15 protein-coding genes are annotated in these 18,814 nt (G+C 73.3%); 5 read left to right on the top strand and 10 right to left on the bottom strand.

All coding sequences use genetic code 11. From position 1 onward, the window contains the following. Positions 1-22 precede the first annotated feature (22 nt). Both AC0VYD_RS09530 and pgl read left to right on the top strand, forming a co-directional pair. Positions 23-949, top strand: a complete 927-nt coding sequence (locus AC0VYD_RS09530) for a glucose-6-phosphate dehydrogenase assembly protein OpcA (protein ID WP_475479520.1) — start codon at positions 23-25, stop codon at positions 947-949. Then, the gene (gene pgl / locus AC0VYD_RS09525; RefSeq protein WP_475479519.1) at positions 946-1,692 is read left to right on the top strand and encodes a 6-phosphogluconolactonase; all 747 of its coding nucleotides are present in this window, start codon (positions 946-948) and stop codon (positions 1,690-1,692) included. Before AC0VYD_RS09530 ends, pgl begins: the two co-directional genes overlap by 4 nt. A 114-nt stretch (positions 1,693-1,806) precedes the next feature. Here the strand turns inward: pgl and AC0VYD_RS09520 are convergent, their stop codons facing one another. Together AC0VYD_RS09520 and AC0VYD_RS09515 are read right to left on the bottom strand one after the other, a co-directional pair. Beyond that, entirely contained in the window at positions 1,807-2,976 is a 1,170-nt protein-coding gene (locus AC0VYD_RS09520; RefSeq protein ID WP_475479518.1) for a thiolase family protein, read from the bottom strand. A 140-nt stretch (positions 2,977-3,116) separates the two neighbouring features. After that, a complete protein-coding gene (locus AC0VYD_RS09515; RefSeq protein ID WP_475479517.1) occupies positions 3,117-3,845 on the bottom strand; it encodes an acyl-CoA thioesterase in 729 nt (242 codons plus the stop codon). Positions 3,846-3,956: 111 nt separating this feature from the next. Between AC0VYD_RS09515 and AC0VYD_RS09510 the strand changes: the two genes are divergently transcribed. Then, positions 3,957-4,496, top strand: a complete 540-nt coding sequence (locus AC0VYD_RS09510; protein WP_475479516.1) for a winged helix-turn-helix transcriptional regulator — start codon at positions 3,957-3,959, stop codon at positions 4,494-4,496. 155 nt (positions 4,497-4,651) lie between these two features. Here the strand turns inward: AC0VYD_RS09510 and AC0VYD_RS09505 are convergent, their stop codons facing one another. Continuing rightward, positions 4,652-6,142: a UDP-N-acetylmuramoyl-L-alanyl-D-glutamate--2,6-diaminopimelate ligase gene (locus tag AC0VYD_RS09505; RefSeq protein WP_475480227.1), complete on the bottom strand. Its 1,491-nt coding sequence runs from the start codon at positions 6,140-6,142 to the stop codon at positions 4,652-4,654. A 167-nt stretch (positions 6,143-6,309) separates the two neighbouring features. Beyond that, on the bottom strand, positions 6,310-7,023 hold the full coding sequence (locus AC0VYD_RS09500) for a TetR/AcrR family transcriptional regulator (RefSeq protein ID WP_475479515.1): 714 nt from the start codon (positions 7,021-7,023) through the stop codon (positions 6,310-6,312). A 118-nt stretch (positions 7,024-7,141) separates the two neighbouring features. Here AC0VYD_RS09500 and AC0VYD_RS09495 point away from each other — a divergent pair, with 118 nt between their 5' ends. Next, complete coding sequence (locus AC0VYD_RS09495; protein ID WP_475479514.1) at positions 7,142-8,452, top strand: MFS transporter; 1,311 nt, start codon at positions 7,142-7,144, stop codon at positions 8,450-8,452. On the opposite strand, the gene AC0VYD_RS09490 is transcribed toward AC0VYD_RS09495, so the two are convergent. From AC0VYD_RS09490 to AC0VYD_RS09470, 5 genes are all read right to left on the bottom strand, one after another. Continuing rightward, on the bottom strand, positions 8,395-9,924 hold the full coding sequence (locus tag AC0VYD_RS09490) for an alpha/beta hydrolase (protein ID WP_475479513.1): 1,530 nt from the start codon (positions 9,922-9,924) through the stop codon (positions 8,395-8,397). The genes AC0VYD_RS09495 and AC0VYD_RS09490 overlap by 58 nt on opposite strands. Positions 9,925-10,164: 240 nt before the next feature. Then, a complete protein-coding gene (locus tag AC0VYD_RS09485; protein WP_475479512.1) occupies positions 10,165-11,826 on the bottom strand; it encodes an alpha/beta hydrolase in 1,662 nt (553 codons plus the stop codon). A gap of 128 nt (positions 11,827-11,954) precedes the next feature. Further along, entirely contained in the window at positions 11,955-14,141 is a 2,187-nt protein-coding gene (locus tag AC0VYD_RS09480) for a PDDEXK family nuclease (RefSeq protein WP_475479511.1), read from the bottom strand. Positions 14,142-14,235: 94 nt separating this feature from the next. Then, positions 14,236-14,598, bottom strand: a complete 363-nt coding sequence (locus AC0VYD_RS09475) for a hypothetical protein (RefSeq protein WP_475479510.1) — start codon at positions 14,596-14,598, stop codon at positions 14,236-14,238. Positions 14,599-14,839: 241 nt separating this feature from the next. Further along, a complete protein-coding gene (locus AC0VYD_RS09470; RefSeq protein ID WP_475479509.1) occupies positions 14,840-15,988 on the bottom strand; it encodes a S1 family peptidase in 1,149 nt (382 codons plus the stop codon). Positions 15,989-16,630: 642 nt separating this feature from the next. Between AC0VYD_RS09470 and AC0VYD_RS09465 the strand changes: the two genes are divergently transcribed. Beyond that, the gene (locus AC0VYD_RS09465) at positions 16,631-17,803 is read left to right on the top strand and encodes a hypothetical protein (protein WP_475479508.1); all 1,173 of its coding nucleotides are present in this window, start codon (positions 16,631-16,633) and stop codon (positions 17,801-17,803) included. A gap of 37 nt (positions 17,804-17,840) precedes the next feature. Here the strand turns inward: AC0VYD_RS09465 and AC0VYD_RS09460 are convergent, their stop codons facing one another. Beyond that, positions 17,841-18,725, bottom strand: a complete 885-nt coding sequence (locus tag AC0VYD_RS09460; RefSeq protein ID WP_475479507.1) for a helix-turn-helix transcriptional regulator — start codon at positions 18,723-18,725, stop codon at positions 17,841-17,843. Positions 18,726-18,814: the final 89 nt, after the last annotated feature.

Below are 18,814 nucleotides of genomic sequence, written 5' to 3'. Positions count from 1 at the left end.
GCGCCCGCTTCCGGAGGGACAGATGACGCTCTATCTTCCGCGCACCACGACCTCGCAGATCACCGAGGCGCTCATGGCCGAGCGGCTCAGTGTCGGCGGGGGCGCCATGAACATGGTGCTCACCCTGGTGATCGTCACCGACGAGGCCGACCACTACGACGCCGTGCGCGCCGCCACCGAGGCGGGCCGCGAGCACCCCTCGCGGGTGGTGGCGCTGATCCGCCGCGACCCGGAGGCCGAACCGGCCATCGACGCGGAGATCCGCCGCCCCGGCACGTCGGGGCCGGGCGAGGCGGTGCTGCTGCGCCTGTACGGGCCGTTGGGCGAGCACCCCGACTCGGTGCTGACTCCGCTGCTGGTCCCGGACGCCCCGGTGGTGGTGTGGTGGCCGGGCCGGGGGCCCGCCGACCCGGCCGCCGACCCGGTGGGCCGCCTGGCCCACCGCCGGATCACCGACGCCCTGCGCGCCCCGGACCCGGTACGGGACCTGGTGGAGCGGGTAGCCCACTACCGTGCGGGTGACACCGACCTGACCTGGACTCGGCTCACCCCGTGGCGTTCGCTGCTGGCCAGCGCCATGGACCAGCCGTGCGGGTGGGTGACCTCGGCCAGGGTGACGGCCGAACGCGACTACCCGAGCGCCGAGCTGTTGGCGGCGTGGTTGTCGGAGCGGTTGGAGGTGCCGGTGGAACGCGGCACCTCGGACGGGCCCGGCCTGACCGAGGTCCGGCTGACCACCGACCAGGGGGACATCACGATCTCCCGGGTGGACGGCCGGGTGGCGACCCTGTCCCGGACCGGGCAGCCGGACCAGACGGTGGCCCTGGCCCGGCGCGGCGCGGCCCTGGCGTTGGCCGAGGAGCTGCGCCGTCTGGACGCCGACGAGACCTACGCGAGCGCGGCCCGCCACCTGGGGCCGCTGCTCGCTGGAAGCGGAGTAGAGGGATGACCGAACCGGAGATCGTCCGTACGAACGACGCGGGCCAGTTGGCGCAGAGCGCCGCGTCCCGGCTGGCGAAGCTGATCGTGAGCGCCGAGGTGGAGGAGCGCGAGTTCCACCTGGTGCTGACCGGCGGCGGGGTCGGTATCCGGACCCTCGCGGCGCTGCGGGACGAGGCCAAGGCCAGCGGGATGAAGTGGTCGCACGTCCACCTGTGGTGGGGGGACGAGCGCTTCCTGCCCGAGGGCGACCCCGAGCGCAACGAGACCCAGGCCTGCGAGGCGCTGGTCAACGACATCGACATCCCCGCGCACCAGGTGCACCCGATGCCGTCCTCGGACGGGACCGACAACCACGACGCGGTGCGGGGGGCCACGAACTACTCGGCGGCGCTGGCAGTGGCGGCGCGGGGGGACGGCCCGGTGCCCGAGTTCGACGTGTGCCTGCTGGGTCTGGGGCCGGACGCGCACGTGGCGTCGCTGTTCCCGGGGCTGCCGGGGGTGCACGAGGACGAGGCCGCCGTGGTGGCGGTGCACGACTCCCCCAAGCCGCCGCCGACGCGGATCAGCCTGACCCTGCAGGCCATCGGCGCGGCGCGGCAGGTGTGGGTGCTGGCATCGGGTGAGTCCAAGGCCGAGGCCGTACGCCTGGGGCTGTCCGGCGCGAGCGTGGACCGGGCCCCGGTGGCCGGTGCGCGCGGTAGTGAGCGGACGGTGTTCTGGGTGGACGAGGAGGCGGCCGCCAAGCTCTGAGGTCACCCGGGAGCGGTACGTACGAACGCCCCGGCCGGGAGGTTTCCGTTCAGGAGGTCCGCGGCCGGGGCGCCGTCGTGTCCGGGGCCGGGCCGGGGTTCGGGGGACGAGCGCTCAGAGCCGTTCGACGACGGTGGCGTTGGCCAGTCCCCCGGCCTCGCACATGGTCTGCAGTCCGTACCGGCCGCCGTGCTCGTGGAGCCCGTGGACGAGGGTGGTCATCAGCCGGGCACCGCTGGCACCGAGCGGGTGGCCGAGCGCGATCGCGCCGCCGTTGACGTTGACCCGGCCCAGGTCGGCGCCGGTCTCGGCGGCCCAGGCCAGCACGACGGAGGCGAAGGCCTCGTTGACCTCGAACAGGTCGATGTCGTCCATGGCCAGCCCGGCCCGGTCCAGCACCTTGCGCGTGGCGGGGACGACCGCCGTGAGCATGTACAGCGGGTCGTCGGCGGCGACGGCGAAGCTGTGCAGCCGGGCGAGCGGGCGCAGGCCGAGTTCGGCGGCGCGCTCCGCGCTCATGATGAGGACGGCCGCGCTGCCGTCGCTGAGCGGACTGGCGTTTCCCGCGGTGACGTTCCAGGTGATCTGCGGGAAGCGGGCGGCCGTGGCGTCGTCGCGGTAGGCGGGGCGCAGCGCGGCGAGCGTGTCCGGGGTGCCGCCCTCACGAATGCCCTCGTCGGCGGCCAGGCCGTTGACCGGTGCGAGCTGGCCGTCGAAGGCGCCGCGCCGCGTGGCGTCCGCCGCCCGGGCGTGGCTGGTGAGGGCGAACTCGTCCATCCGCCGCCGGGAGATGTCCCAGCGGGCGGCGATCAGCTCGGCGGACACGCCCTGGCCCACGAGTCCTTCGGGGTAGCGCTTGGCGAAGCCCGAGCCGAGCGCGTCGGCCGACCCTGCCAGGTTGGTTCCCATGGGCACGCGCCCCATCGACTCCACCCCCGCGGCGACGACGATGTCGTAGGCGCCCGCGATGACCCCCTGTGCGGCGAAGTGGACGGCCTGCTGGCTGCTGCCGCACTGGCGGTCGACGGTGGTGGCGGGCACGGACTCGGGGAATCCGGCGGCGAGGAGGGCGCGGCGGGTCATGTTGGCCGCCTGTTCTCCGTGCTGGGTGACGACGCCGCCGATGACGTCGTCCACCAGTGCGGGGTCCAGGCCGGTGCGCTCGACGAGGGCTTCGAGGCTGTGGGCGAGCAGGTCCACGGCGTTGACGCCGTGCAGGGCACCGCTCTGTCTTCCCTTGCCGATGGGCGTGCGTACGGCGTCGACGATGACGGCTTCGGGCATGTCTGTGGTCTCCTCGGTGGGGTCCCCGCGGCGGATTTCAGCGGAGACGGGGTGGGGGACGCGCGGTGTGTGGTCGAGCGCGGGCCAGGGGCCCGCGTCGGTGCCGTCCCGGGTACGGACGCGGGGGCGGGCCCCGGGGCTCAGGCGGGCAGGATCCGGCGGAGCTGGCGCCCCTGGACTGCGAGTTCACCGTGCCGGGTGTGCAGGGTGGTCTCGTCCACGCACAGGTCAGCGGAGGCCCACACCGTGCGGTGGCGCACCAGGTGCCACGGGGAGTCGTCGGGGCAGGGAGCGAAGTGCACCGACAGTTCCAGGGTCGGAACGGGCGCGGGCCGGTTCCAGACGGCGAACAGGCCGGGCGGCATCGCGTCGACGAGGATCAGGCGCCGGGACCGGGCGTCCAGGTGGTCGACGCCGGGGGCCTGCGGGGAGATCCGGATCCAGGCCTCGTACGCGGGGTCGGGTCCGGCGGCGAGCGGACGGGACGTACCGAGCGGCCGGATGTCCACGTGGGAGCCGAAGGCGACCAGGGCGCGCGGAGGTGTGAAGCGTTCCAGGGATTCGGGATCGGGACGCCGCTCCGGGGGCGAGGCGTCACCGGAACGGATCGTCGGGGGCTCCTCGGGGCCGTGGGAGTGCCGGACCAGGGCGGTGGCCAGGCCGTCGATGGTGGCGAGCGCCGCCGCGGACCGGCCGCCGCGGAGCTGGCGGACGCTGATCTCGGCGGGTCCGGGCGGCACGGCTTGGAGGAAGTGGGCGGACAGCGTCCCGGGCGTGCCACCGAGGAGGTCGGTGGCGGCCTGTTGGAGGGCGGCGGCCACCAGGCCGCCGTGGGTCCCGCCGAAACCGGCCCAGTGGTCCGTGAACACGGCGGGCCGCGTTGCTTCGCCCAGAGTCTGACTTTGGCTTTCCATAGCCAGGAAAATAGAGTGCTGACTATGGACATGTCAAGTCAGGTGTGCGTGGCTAAGCTGCTGAGCATGACCATCAAGCTTGACCGATCCCTCGCCGATCTGCGCTCCTGGCACCCGGACGCCTGCGGGATGGCGATGGCGCTGGACGTCATCGGACCCCGCTCGTCGATGCTGATCCTGCGCGAGGCCCTGCTGTACGGGACCCGGCGGTTCGAGCTCTTCGTCGAACGCGTCGGGGTCACCGAGGCGGTCGCCTCGACCCGCCTGAAGCAGCTCACCGAAGCCGGGCTGCTCACCCGGCAGCCGTACAAGGAGCCGGGAAGCCGCACCAGGTACGAGTACGTGCCCACGGCCAAGGGCCGCGACCTCACCCCCGTGGTACTGGCCCTGATGCAGTGGGGCGCCCAGCACCTCCAGCCTGAGGGCGCACCCCTGGCCGTGGTCGACGACGCCTCCGAGCAGCCCGTCCGCGTGGGCTTCGTCGGCCAGGACGGCACCGAGCGGACCAGCGACGAACTGCGGATCAGGCCCACCAGGCACGCCAGGCGGGACGCGAGGGCTTCGGACGAACGTGCCGGGGAACGTGCCGACCCCGGGGAGGGATGACCCCGCCTGCCCGGCGGGGGAACCCGACGGGCCCGGGGCCGGGCGGCCTCACCGGGGCCCGTCATCCGGACGGGGTGGAACTGCCCCGCCGACTACCCCCCTCGTAGCGGGTGGTGGCCGGGGCGACGTGGAGCGCCCGGGCCACCGTGTGGGAGTCAGCCCTTCTCGGCGACGCGCGAGGCCGGTTCGTAGATCCCGGTCAGCGGACCGGCGGACGCGGTGGAGAACTCGCGGACGGTGGTCATGTCGTCGAAGGGCAGCATCTGGTCGCCGAAGATCTGGTACGGCTCGCAGCCCTTGCCCGCGATCAGCACGACGTCGCCGGAGCGGGCCACCGACAGGGCCCGGCTGATGGCGGCCCGGCGGTCGGCGATCCGGGCGAACGGGGTCCCGGTCCGCTCCAACCCCTCCGCCACCTGGTCCATGATCGCCTCCGGGTCCTCGTGGCGCGGGTTGTCCGAGGTGATCACGCACCGGTCGGAGTGGGTGCCCGCGATCTCGCCCATCAGCGCCCGCTTGGTGGTGTCCCGGTCCCCGCCGCAGCCGAAGACGGTGATCACCCCGCCCGGGGCGAAACCGCGGATCGTGGCCAGGACCTGGTCCAGGGAGTCGGGTGAGTGGGCGTAGTCGACGATCACCGAGACCCCGTGCGGTGCGGCGAAGTGCTCGAACCGGCCCGGGATCTGCGGCATGTGCTCGAGTGCGGCCACCAGGCCTTCGAGGTCGTGCCCCTGCACGTGGCAGGCGGCCAGCGCGGCGAGCGCGTTGGAGACCGAGAAGCGCCCCGGCATCGGAATAGCCGCCGGGTACTCGCGGCCCCCGTGGTGCAGGACGAACCGGGTACCCGAGGCGTTCACGACCAGGTCGCTCGCCCGGTAGTCCGCCGGGCCCTCGACGGAGTAGGTGGTGACCGCGCCCGGCATCATCGCGGGGATGGTGGCGCCCACGGGGTCGTCCACGTTGACCACGGCCTGACGGCACAGCCCCTGGAACAGCCGGAGTTTGGCGTCCCGGTAGTCGGCCATCGTGCCGTGGTCGTCCAGGTGGTCCTGGGTCAGGTTGGTGAAGACCCCGACGTCGATGTGCGAACCGTCCACCCGGTGCTGGAGCAGCCCCATGGACGTCGCCTCCAGGACGACGCTGAGGGTGCCGCGGCTGCGCATCCGGGCCAGCAGGTACTGCAGGTCCGGGGCCTCGGGTGTGCTGAGCAGCGACCGGGGCATCGGGATCGGGTCGCCGCCGGTCCGGGCCCCGGAGGTGCCGATGACACCGACCCGTGCCCCGTTGGCGATCCGCAGCAGCGACTCGTACACGGCCGCCACCGAGGTCTTGCCGTTGGTACCGGTGACCGCGACCACGTCCATGGCGGCGCCGGGTTCGCCGTGGTGGCGCGCGGACACCAGCGCCGCGGCGATCCGGGCGTCGGCGACCTGCACCAAACAGGTGCCGGGTGGCGCGGACGGCCCGTCCGCCGGGAGGGGTTTCTCGACGATGGCGGCGACGGCGCCCCGGGCGAACGCCGTGGCGATCCCGTCCGGACCGCCCTCGGGGTGCCCGGGGAGCGCGAGGTAGAGGGAGCCCGGTGCGACCCGGTCGGTGTCGACGCAGGGCGCAGCGGTGATGGGGAGGGCCGGGTCCCCGTGGATGACCTGGTGGTCATGGCCGTTGAGCAGTGCGCTCAGTTGCAGGGGGTGTCCCTTCGGAGGCCGGCACGGCCGCTGGTGCGGTCGCCAGCCGGTGTGTCCGAACTATACGCCCACACCCAAAACCCGGGCCGCCGCGGCTGCCAGGCGGGGCGGGCGGCTGTCCCCACTCAGTCGGCGGACAGGGCGAGGCTGGCGGGGATGGCGGCGAAGGCCTCGTCGACGCGGCGCAGCAACCGCTCGCGTCCGCCCCGGACCCGGGCGGCGGTCCCGGCGTCGAGGGGGTCGGGGGTGGCGTCCATGGCCGGTCGGCCGGTCTGGCCGGGTTCGCGTCCCATCACCCACTCCTTGGCCCCGCACCGCCAGGCGCTGAGTGCGAACTCGCCGAGCAGGCGCAGCCGGACGTCGGCCTCGGAGCTGGTCCCCAGGCGCCGTTCGAGGATGCCGGTGAGCTCGGCCTGGACGTGGAACGAGGCGACGACGGTGTGGTCGCGCAGCGCCGGGGTGGGGCTGTGCGCGGCGAGCCTGCGGCAGGCGTAGAACCGCTCCTCCCACCCCCGGGGCATCCGGGCGACGGTTTCGAGCAGGGCGGTGCGAAGGGAGTCCAGCACCGTTCCGCCCAGGGGGTGTTCGGCGACCTCCGCGACGTAGCGCTCCCACAGCTGTCCCTCGGGGGCCAGCGCGACCGCCTCCTTGGACCCGTAGTAGCGGAAGAAGGTCCGCTTGGAGACCTCGGCCGCGGCGACGACCTCCTCCAGCGTGGTCGCCTCGAACCCCTGCTCGGCGAAGAGCCGTGCGGCGGCGTCGGCGAGCTCCTCCAGGGTGCGCTGCTTCTTGCGTTCGCGGAGGGAGGGGCGGGCCTGCGGGGTGTCGTTCGGAGCCATGCCCCGCATCCTAACCAGCCGCCGCGAAAAACGCCCCTGGTGTTTTTTTGCCTCTCAGTATAAAGTGCCTACAAATATCCAATGCCACTCAGTGGCAGTTTTTGATCCGAGGTCCCCCATGCCCGAACCGAAGCCCGCCCCGCCCTCGACGCCCGGACCCGGCACCGCCGCGGGAGCCGGAGCCCCCTCCGCCCCGTCGGCCTCCGGCACACGGCACCCGCACGGCGCCCTCGCGGTCCTCCTGCTGTCCTCCACCCTGGGCATCATGTCGAGCACGATCCTCATGCCGGTGCTCGAACTCCTGCGCACCGACCTGGAGATCAGCGCGGCCCGGGCCGGAACCCTGCTCACCGTCAACGGACTGACCGTCGCCCTCGTCAGTCCGTTGACCGGCTGGCTCGTGGACCGCGTGGGGGTACGCGGGCCGATGTTCGCCGGTCTCCTCGTCTACGGCCTGGCGGGCGGGGCCGGACTGGTCACCGACGACTACACCCTGCTGCTGGCCAGCCGGGTCGTGTTCGGCATCGGCGCGGCCACCGCCTTCTCGGCCACGACGGTCGCCCTCCTGAACGGTTACCGGGGAGCGGACCGCGACCGGGTGATGGGCTGGCGGACCGCGGCCACCGGCCTGGGCGGCGTGCTCTGGCCGATCCTCGGCGGCGCGCTGGGCGCGATCTCCTGGCAGGCGCCGTTCGCCGTGTACCTGGTCGGGATCCCCGTGGGCGCGGCCGCGCTGTTCCTGTTCGGTGCTTCCGGGCCCGCGCGGAGCGGACCGGGCGGCGAGCGCCCCTCGGACGCGACCACCCTGCGGGCGGCGGTGGCCGCGCAACCCGCGCTCCTGGGCGTGTTCGCCCTGTCCGGCGTGTACATGGTGCTCACCTACGGCCTGCTGGTCTTCCTTCCCCAGCGGCTGGCGGAACTCGGTGTGCACGACCCCGCGGCGGTCTCGGTGAACATCGCCGCGGTCACCGGAACCTCAGCACTGGTGGGCGTCGCGTACGCGCGGCTGCGCCGGGTCCTGGGCGTCAACGCCCTGCTGCGGACCGCAGCCGTGCTGTGGACCGCGGCCTTCCTGCTGCTGGGGCTGGTCGACGCGCACGCGGCCCTGGTGGCGGCCGCGGTCCTGGTGGGAGCCGGCGGCGGGGTGTGGCTGACCTCGCTGACCGTGCTGGTGGGCGCGCTGACGCCCGCACCGGTGATGGGGCGGGCGAGCTCGGTCTCCAGCACGATGGTCTTCGTCGGACAGTTCCTCTCGCCCCTGGCCCTCGGCCCGCTGATGGCGGCCACCTCGATCAGCACCGGCCACCTGGTGCTGGCCGTGGGTGCGGGGGCCCTGGCCCTGGTGCTGTCGTTCGTGCGGTTCCCGACCGCTCAGAGCTCCCCCGGGCAGGAGGAGCCCTCCGGGGGGACCTCGCCGTACAGGAGGTAGGCGTCCACCACCCGGTCGACGCAGGATCGTCCGCCCGCGTAGGCCGTGTGGCCCCCGCCCTCGTAGGTGAACAGGGTCGCGGAGGCCAACTGGTCGGCCAGCTCGCGCGCCCACGCGTACGGGGTGGCGGGGTCGCCCCGGGTGCCGACCACCAGGATCGGCGGCGCCATCGGGGCGCTCACCCCGGTGGGGACGACCTCGGTAACGGGCCAGTGGGCGCAGGGCAGCAACGACCACACCTGGTCGCCCCCGAAGAGCGGGGAGAGGTCCGCGGCGCGCCGGGCGCCCTCCCGGTACTCGTGGGGGTCGGTGGGGTTGGTGTGGTCGGCGCAGCGCACCGCCGTGAACGCGGACTCCTCCGGCCCCGACTCCCCGTCCCGGGACGCGAGGGCGCCCTCGAGGTAGCCCCGGACGAACTCGTCCCCGGTGTCGCCCGCCGCGAGCCGGGCGAGGAGCCGGGCCGCGTTCTCCCACCTGTGTTCGGTGTACAGGGACTCGCGGAGCAGCACGAGCAGTTCGTGGCGGCCGACACCGCCCTCCTCGAGGACGACCGGGTCGGCGGCGACCCCGGCCAGGATCGCCTCCGTCTCGGCGGTGGCCTGCTCCGTGTCGGTGAACGGGCACTCCGGAGCCCGCTCCAGGCAGTAGTCGACGAAGGTCTCCCACGCGGTCCGGACTCCGCCGCTCTGCTCCACCCCGTCCGCGACGACGTCCCGTTCGATCTGCATCGCCCCGTCCAGGACCAGGGCCCGGGTGTTCTCGGCGAACATCTCGGCGTACAGGGCCCCGATGCGGGTGCCGTAGGAGAAACCCACGTAGTTCAGGCGGCGGTCGCCGAGGGCGTCGCGGAGGATGTCGAGGTCGCGGACCACGTTGACGGTGCCCGTGTTGGCGAGGAACTCCTCGCCGACCTCCTCGACACAGCTCCGGGCGTAGGCTTCGGCGGCCTTGTCCAGCTCGCGGAGCCGCTCGTCGGTGACCTCCTGCGGTCCGAGGTTCCGGATCGCCTCCAGGGGCGCCCGCATGGCCCGCCACCGCGGGCAGGTGAACCCGGCGCTCTCCCCCACCCCGCGCGGGTCGAAGGAGACCAGGTCGAAGGAGGCGCGTGCCTGTCTGCTCAGGGGCAGGGGACCGCTCCTCATCCGTTCGACCCCGGGGACGCCGGGGCCGCCGAAGTCGAACACGAGGGAGCCGCGCCGCTGTTCGGCGGGCCCCTGGGCGGGGTGCCTGACCACCGCCATGCCGATGGTCCCGCCCTCGGGGTCGCCGTGGTTGACGGGGACGGTGACGGTGCCGCACTCCAGTCGCGAGGTCCAGTCGGGGTCGCCCTCCGCGTCCTCTGCGGCCGCGAGTTCCTCCGGGGTGAAGCACGGCTGCCAGTCGACGGTCTGGCCGTAGAAGGGGAGTTCGCCGTCCCACCGGTCGGCCGGGGCGAAACCCGCCGCCGCGACCAGCACGGTCGTCAGCCCCACGGCACCCAGGGCCCTTCCGCCAGCGCAGCGCACCCGCACGCCCACCTCCGCTCCGAACCGCGAACCGTCGAAGCCTCCATACTCCGGGTCATCGTTGGCGCCTGCGCGGTGAACATCCCGGCAGAGGGGCAAAAACTCCGTACGAGTGGCTTTCCGGTGCCTTTTACCGGAGGCACGTACCGGAGCTCGGAGCTGCCGGTCCTGTCCGCCCGGGCGGACAGGCGGACAGGACCGGGGCGGTCAGTACTCCTCGGGGGCGCAGAAGTGTCCGCTGCCGGGCACCACGCCCTCCAGGAGGTAGGTGTCGACCACGTCGTCCACGCAGTCGTTGTAGCCGAAGCCGTAGACCCCGTGGCCCGAGCCCTCGTAGGTGACCAGAGTGGCGCTCTCCAGCTGCTCGGCCAGGTCCTGGGACCAGGAGTAGGGGGTGGCGGGGTCGCCGACCGTGCCGACCACCACGATCGGCGGGGCGTCCGGGGCGGTGAACCCGTTCGGCGACGCCTCGGCCTCGACCCAGTGCGCGCAGGGCGCCGCCAGCCAGGCGGAGACACCGCTGAACAGCGGGGAGGCCTCGTGGGCCCGGACCGCCAGGTCCAGGAAGCCGTCGGGGTCGGTGTCGTACGACCAGTCCGCGCACTCGACGGCGTAACGGGCGGTGAGGCCGTTGATCTCGGTGTCCTCGTCCTCGTACGCGGCGTCCGGGTGCCCGTAGACGGCCTCGTACAGAAAGAGCAGGGCGAGGTCGACCGTCTCCGCGTCACCGACCTGGAGGGCGTACAGCCCGTCGCTGAGGGCCGACCACAGCATTTCGGAGTAGAGGACGCTGGTGGTCATGTCCAGGAGGGTGTTCCCGTCGATGACGATCTCCTCCTCCGACCAGAGGGGTTCGTCGAACCGGAAGGGGTCCTCGTCCAGCCCCTCCAGGATCCGCCCCATCGTCTCGTCGGCGCTCTCGACGCCGTCGAAGGCGCAGTAGGGCATGGTGTCGACGCACTCCTGGACGAAGCCCTCCCAGGTCGCCTGGAAGCTCTCGGTCTGCTCCAGCAGCATCTCCTCGCCGGTGCGGTCGTTGGGAACGGCGCCGTCCAGCACCATCACCCGGGTGCTCTCGGGGAACGTCTCGGCGTACAGGGCCCCGATGTGGGTGCCGTAGGAGTAGCCCACGTAGTTCAGCTCCCGGTCGCCCAGGACCTCGCGGATGATGTCCAGGTCGCGGACGACGTTGACCGTGCCCATGGTGGGCAGGAGGTCGCCGCCCTCCTTCTCGCACTCCCGGGCGTACTCCCGAGCGGCGTCCACCAGAGCGGTGACCTCGTCCTCGGAGAGGTCGGCCGGGTCGGCGTCCCAGCGCTCCAGCGGCTCCCAGGGGCCGCTGTCCCCCTCGTCACCGAGGTCACCGCAGGCCACCGGTTCACTGGAGCCGATTCCGCGCGGATCGAAGGAGACCAGGTCGTACGCCTCCCGGATCGGCTCGCTGAAGCTCTCGTAGGCGAGCATGTCGTAACCAGTCACCCCGGGCCCGCCGGGGTTGAGGAGCAGCGATCCGATCCGCTCCTCGTCAGTTCCGGTGGCGGGCTGCCGGTAGAGGTGGAGGCGGACCCAGTCGCCCTCGGGGTCGGAGTGGTCGAAAGGGACCATGAGCGAACCGCACTCCAGGCCCTCCAGCCACTCCCCGTCTCCACCCCACTCCTCGGCCTCCTCGATCTCGATGGTGTTGTGGCAGGCGGTCCAGGTGACCTCCTGGTCGTGAAAACGCTCGGCGAGGAGGGCGGCGGTGTCGACCTCCGCTGCCGGGGCCGCCTCCTCGGTCTCCTGTGCCGGGTCCGGGAGCAGGGAACAGCCGGTGGCCAGGGCCATGACGAGCGCACCGGCGGCCAGGGCCGGTGTGGATCCGTACCGCACGTGGGCGGCTCCGTTCTGGGAGGGGGATGTGTCTGGGGGTGGACGGTTGCGCGCCTCGGACGGTTTGCGACCCACCAGTAACAAATAGGACAAATAGCCCATAAGTGGGTCAGTGGGGGAACGGCGGGTCAGAGCCTGCTCACGTCGGTCGTGAGCAGGTCCGGCGGGGTCTGCGGGTCCATCCCGACGACCAGCGGACGTAGCGGGTCCCCGAAGCGGATCGCCGGGGCCGACCGGTCGCCTCCGCCCTCCTCACCGGGTCCGGTCTGGGAGATCCAGGCCACCAGCTCGCCCGCCCGGGCCACGTCGCGGCCCGGGCGGGTCAGGGCCAGGACCGTCCCGGCCACGTCACAGCGCACGTTCAGGTGCAGGGTCGCAGCGAACACGCTCTGCGCCCAGGCCCCCGGGCTCACCCGGCGCAGCGGCCCGCCGGGGGTACGCCGCCGCAGGCGCGCCGGTGCGGCCAGCCCCACGGCCCGGTCCCCGAAGGTCAGCACCAGGCCGGGCCGTTCCTGCGCGGTCAGGAACCCCTCCGGGTCCGCCAGGCTGACGTCCCACCACACCTGGCACTCCCCCGACGCGGCCGCGCCGAGGGCCGCCCCCGCCGACTCCAGGAGCGCCGCGTCCACCTGGTCCCGGGCCGGGCCGGTGACCAGACCGCCCAGGGGCCCGGTCAGGGGCCGGTAACCGGACAGCACCAGTGACCAGTCGATCCCGGCCCGCCCCTCCAGCGGTCTGCGGCCGTGGGTCAGGCAGACCAGGGCCCGTTCCCGGGCCAACTGGTAGGTGGTGCAGGCCCCGTGGAACCGGGCGGCCCTGGCCAGCCCCAGGCTCATGGCCTTGGTCCCGGTGGTGATGTCCACGACCACCGGGCGGCCCTCCTGCCGTTCGCGTTCGACCCACCCCCGCGCGGCCCGATCGACCGCCTCGGTGTCGTAACCGTCCACCGGGTCGCCCGACAGCCGCACCCGGTCCCGGTAACCCTCGGCGCGCAGGGCGGCGGCGTCGGCCGGGGGCGCGCCCGGGTGCTCGGCGAAGCGCAGCGTGCCCGCCGCCGCCTCCCGGACCCCGCGCCGCAGGCTCTGTTTGGAGGACAGGACCAGGGCCCGGGCCGGGCGGTGGGCGTGCACGGCGGCCAGGGTGCCCAACCTGCTTCCGCCCAACGGGGTGACCAGGAGCGGGGCGTCCCTGGGGCCGGGATGGCGGGAGGGCGGTGGGGGCGGGCAGGGAGGGGTGGCGGCCGGATCGGTCCCGGCGGCCCCCGGCGGGGGCGGGGCTGCCGTCCCCGGGGCGGGTCTGCTCGGCGGCGCCCCGGCCAGGCTCGGGAAGAAGGCGTCGCGCAGCGCCGCGAAGGAGGTGAGGCGTTCCAGCAGGGCGTCCAGGTGCCACACGTGGACCTGGCGCGCGGTCAGGGCCGGGTTGTACTCGGTGACCTGGTCGCGCAGGTCGGCCACGGGCGGCCCGGAGTGGACGAAGAGGACGTGGGCGGCACCGCCGAAGACCCTGCGCGCCTTGGCGACGGTCCAGCCCGCACGGGCGACCACGTCCTCGGCCCGGGTCTTGGCCTCCACGCACAGCACCCGGTGGCGGTGGCGGACCAGGACGTCGAAGTCGGCGACGGAACCGCCGGGACGGAAGGGGTCGGCGACCTGCCGGGCGCCGAGGACCTCGGTGTCGGGCCGTCCGCGCAGCAGGCGGCGCAGGTGGCGGAGCAGCCGGCCCTCGGCCGCGATTCCGTTGCGCTCGCCCTCGGGCAGGTGCGGGAAGGCTTCGGCCAGGGCGCCCTCCCCGCCCCGCACGAACCGGCGCACGGGTTCGGGGTCGCGGTCCGCCAGCCAGCGGGCGCCGTGGATCCCGGCCAGGGTGCGCAGGTCGACTCCGCGGCCGGTCACCGTACGGTCGTGGCGCGCGGTGTCGGCGGTGCGGAGCAGGTCGCTGTGGGAGTCCAGGTAGTAGCGCCAGGCGCGGGCCCGGGGCGGCAGTGCGCGTTCGTGGTGCAGGGCGGCGACCACACTCATGACCTTGGTGCCGCCGGTGTAGTCGAGGTACCAGGGGCGCCCGCCGAGTGCGCTCCGGACGGTCTCCAGCAGGCCGGTGACCCGATCGGGGTCGTGCGGGTCCGGCCCCACGCTGAGCACGCGCGCCGAACGGCGCGGGGCGAGGCGTCCGACGGCCTCCGCGACCCGTCGGGCGACGGTCAGGGTCCCGTCGCTGGCGACCAGGACGAGCTGGTCGGCGGGCAGGGTCAGGCAGGAGAGCAGTGCGGGGGTCGGGTTCTGCCCCACGAGGACGACGGCGGTACGGGGTGCGTCCACGGTTTCCCCTCCCGGACGCACCGCCTTCGGGCGCCTCCAGACGACAGGAACGGAACCACAGTACTCACCCGCACCCGAAAAGGGGCGGAAGGAATCAATGGAGTACTTTCTTCCCTTCCCGGTCGCGGACCGGGGCGGAGGTGAGCACGAAGGAACGGCAGCCGGTGACCACCCCCCGGTCGTCGCGGACCAGGTCGGAGGGGACCAGCAGGTCGTCCCGCTCCGGATGGGCCGAGCTCACGACGGAGGAGACGATGAACCACACCCCCTCCACGGGTTCGGGCAGGGCCGCGCGGGTGCGCTCCTCCGCCATGAGCGGCACGCCCTCCACCTCCCGCAGGGGGATCCGGACGGCCTCGACCCTGGCGGGTTCGGGCGACTCGGGCCAACTCCGGATCACGCGCGCCTGCTCGTCGACGACCGTCACCACGTGCGGGGTCAGATTGACCACGGGCATCCGGCGACCTCCCGCTCCCTCTCGCTCCATGCCGACCGCCCGCTTCGCCCGAACAGCCGCGACGCACCCCGCTCCGAGGCCCTCACCGCACTCTCTCGGACACCGCTCGGCCCGGCCCCGAGGCCGCGGGCGGGCAGCGGCACCGCCGGGAGCGGGCCCGGACCGGTCGCGCCCCGGACACGGGACCGCCCCGGTACGGCAGGCGCCGTCCCGGGGCGGGGTGAGAGGGACCGGTTCCCGGTCAGCCGGTGAGCAGGGTCAGGTTCCACCGCTCCAGGATCGGGTTGACGGGCTGGAAGTAGGTCGTGCCGCCGCTCGTGCAGTCGCCGGAACCGCCGGAGGTCACACCCTGGGCCTCGGTGCCGGCCAGCCAGGAGCCGCCGGAGTCACCGCCCTCGGCGCAGGCGGTCGTGCGGGTCAGACCGTGGACGTGCTGGCCGCGCGGGTAGCGCACGGTCTGGTCCTTGGCCTCGATGACGCCGCAGTGCCAACCCGTGGTCCGGCCCGAGCGGCACACCGAGGCGCCCACGGGGGCCTCCTCGGAGCCGGTGACCGTCACGGCGCCGCCGTCGTAGTCGTTGACCAGCGGGGTGGCGGTGAAGCCGGGGTCGGTGATCTCGACCCACGCCATGTCGCTGCGGGGGAAGACGGATCCGGCGACCGTGCCGATCTGTTCGGTGCCCGGCGCGTCGTTCCAGGTGTCGGAGCCCTCGTCGCCGCAGTGGCCGGCCGTGACGTAGCCGCCCTCCACACCGAAGCCGACGGAGCACACGTACCAGCTGCCACCGTCCTGGAAGTAGTACGGGTTGCCGCCGACGATGTCGGCGTAGGTCCGGGGCCGCTCGGCGCTCTCCTGGACGGTGAAGGCGTCGACGCCGGCCTCGGCGGCCAGCGCCTCGGCGTCGGCGGACCGGCCCTCGTCCACCTCGATGACGACGCGGTCGCTGTCGGGGTCGGCGTACCAGCCGTGGACGCTCACCGCGGCGCTGTCCTCGACCGCGTCCAGGGCCGACACGGCGTCGCCGAGCCCCTCCTCGCCGTGGGTGACCAACTCGGGGACGGCTCCCGCGCTGCGGATCTGTCCGTAGGACGACCTGTCGGTGGTCTGGACGGTGAGCTGGCGGGTCTCGACGTCGAAGACCGCTCCACCGAAGTCGGTGCCGAGTTGCTCCCGCAGCTCGGCCTCCAGGTCGGCGGCCTGGTCCTGCGCGTCGAGAAGGTCGGCGACGCCCGAGTCGCTGAGGCCGAACGCCTCCTGCATGGCGGCGACCTGCGCGGCGGGGATCTCGGACGCCTCGGGGTCGGCGGCGGCCACTCCGGTGGCTGCCAGTGCCAGTCCGAACGCGAGGGTGGTGGTTGCGACGGCACGCCCGATGGGGGGTCGATGCAAGGTGCTGCCCTTTCGTTTTCTGGGCAGGAGCGCACTCCTGAGCCCGGGGGGTCGACAGTCCGTGAGGTGAATGGCTCTACGGACGGCCATGTGTCCATGGGGTGGTGAACACCGGGCCAACGTAAGGGAAGCGGAGGATACCGACAACGGGGCGAATACTCTCCGAATTCGCAAGGATTCCTTTCATATTCTATGAAATCCCCAAAATGCCAGGTGGGGCGCGCGCATACCTCGCCGGAAATCGGGCACCGCGAAGCCTGGGATCGCTCCCATAACCGCGCCCATAACGCATCTCAGCCCCGAGGGGAAGGGGAGTAGACATGGCCTGATCCGGCCATGTTCCGCTGACGTTCGGTGACGCACTCCGTCTCACCCGTAACCGGATCCCGGGGCACAGCCGGAGGCGTCCCGCTGCTCATCCTGGGCCGCGTGCGAACAATGACCGATTAATTGAAAATGTTCACTTTTGGTAGCTTTCAGCACCATGGTCGGCAATTGACATTCCAGTCGCAGCGGTCCTACCTTGTTGCACGACCTCCCGTTGACGCAGGAGTGTCACCGAAGGCTCACGCCTCGTTCGCGCGTTTCCCCGGAAGGGCTGGGGAAGCGTCCCAGCCCCGGAACATCCGGGGAGAAGAGTTCGTGAGCAACCACCACTGCTCCGCCGGGGAGCTGTTCGGTTCGGCCGCCTTCCTACGCTTGTTCACACGTGTCCTGGGCTGCGGACCGTGCTCGGCGGACGGAACCGCGCAGGGCTGCGCCAGCCACTCCGAGCAGTTCTGCGACTACGTCGACCTGTGCTTCGAACACTGCGCGTGCACCGGACACGGCGGCGACCCGCACGGCGTCGTGGCCGTGCGCATGGCCCGGGCCGCGCCCGGCGCCGGGGGCACCGGCGGCGTGGACCGCACCGCCGCGCACCGGCTCCGCGACGCCCTGGACGACGTCCGCCGCGACCGGTCCTACAAGAACCTGCGGCGCGTCTACCCGCAGCCCGCCCCCGACGGCAGGATCCGCTGCGCCTTCTCCGAACGCCCCCGGCGCTGGGCCCAGCGCCGCGACGTCGCCCGGATCGCCACCGACGTGGTCGAGCAGGAGGCCCTGGCCATGCTGGTACTCACCGCCGGGTGGGGGAACCCCGCCGCCGACCTGCCCGAGGACGTCCGCCCCGGCGAGTCGGTGTCGTTCACCGAGGACGGCGACGCGGTCCCCGTCGCGGACCTGCACGGGCGCCCGCTCACCGCGGTCCGGGAACCCCCGATGGTCTCCACCGCCACCGGCGACTACCTGCTGCGCAAGCTCGCCGAACTCGCCGCCGGCCGTGACGCCGACCCCGGCCGCACCCCCGACCAGCGCCGACGCCTGCTCCTGCGCCGGTTGCTGCCGGCCATGAACGGCGAGGACGTGGCGCGCAGGCTCACCGGGGTGCTGGGCCGGATGGCCGTGGACATGCCCGGCCACTTCGCACTGGTCCAACGGGCCAGGGGGCGGTCCCGCAGCGCCCCCTACGCCCCCGTTCCCGACCCGCCCGCACGGCACGGGGACGCCCCGGAGCCGATCGGTCCCCGGCGCGAGGTCCTGGCCGAAAGCGAGCGGACGTGGCTGGTCCGGCTCGCCCGGGAACTGGCCGCGCAGGCCCAGGCCCGCCGGGCGGCCTTCGACGCCGACCCCCGGGGTTCGCTCGACACCCTGCTGTGCCGCCTCCTGGAGGAGGGCCCCGAGCCCCCGGAGCTGTGGCGGGGCGCCCAGAACGAACCCGACCGACGGGCCGACCTGCTGGAGGCCCTCGCCGAGACCATAAGCGGGCACGGGTGAGCGGGGGCCAGAACCCTCGGCCGCGAGCCGCCCGGTTTCACCAGGGGTGAAGCTCCCGGGTCCGCCCGCCCGTCCCCGCCGCCCGAGGGGTCGGCAGAAGGCTGAGCGCGTCGCGGTCGGCCTGGGTGCGGGCGGTGTAGACCTCCAGGTGGTGGTCGGGGCTGTCGGGCTGGAGCCAGACCTGGTAGTCGACGTCCAGCGCACCGACGGTGGGGTGCCGGAGCCGCATGGTGCCGACGGTGCAGTCCCGGACCTCGCCCTCGGCCCACATGGCGGCGAACTCGGGGCTGCGCATGGTCAGCTCGCCGATGAGCTCGGCCAACCGCCCGTCGGCGGGGTGGCGCCCCGCGGTCAGGCGGAGGTAGGCCACGTGCACCCGGGCGAGCTCCTCCCAGTTGCGGTGCAGGTCCCGGCAGAGCGGGTCGAGGAAGAACATCCTCGGGATCGAGGGGCGGTTCTCCGGATCCTGCGTGGAGTCGAAGTCCAGGTGCTCGGCGACCAGCGCGTGCCCGGCGCGGTTCCACGCCAGAACATCCCCGCGGCGCCCCAGCAGAACCGCCGGAGCACCCTCCCCGAGTGAGGCCAGCAGTGCCAGCACCCTGGGGTGCGGCTGCTCGGGCTCCGGCCGGACCAGACGTGGCACCGACGGGCGGCGCGCGAGGTTGTGCAGGTGGACCGTCTCGGGGGCGTCCAGCCGCAGCACCCGGGCCAGGGCGTCGAGCACCTGCCGGGAAGCGGTGCCCGCCTGGTCCTGCTCCAACCGCGTGTAATACCCGGGGCTGACACCCGCGAGCTGGGCCAGCTCCTCCCGGCGGAGCCCCGGCACACGACGCTGCGCACCGTAGGCGCGCACACCGGCGTCCTCGGGGGTGAGGCGGTCGCGTCGGCTTCTGAGGTAGGCGCCCAGGCTCTCCAGTTCCATGCTCCGCATCCTAGGCACGGTCGGCGCCGCGGTGCCTGCCCCTGTCGGGGATACCCACGGCGGTGGTCTGGCTGGGGCCGGGGACGGCG

Source organism: Nocardiopsis sp. iso_40 (genome assembly GCF_056173285.1).
Note: the sequence above shows the minus strand (reverse complement) of the source record. Positions and strands in the feature narration are given on the sequence as shown.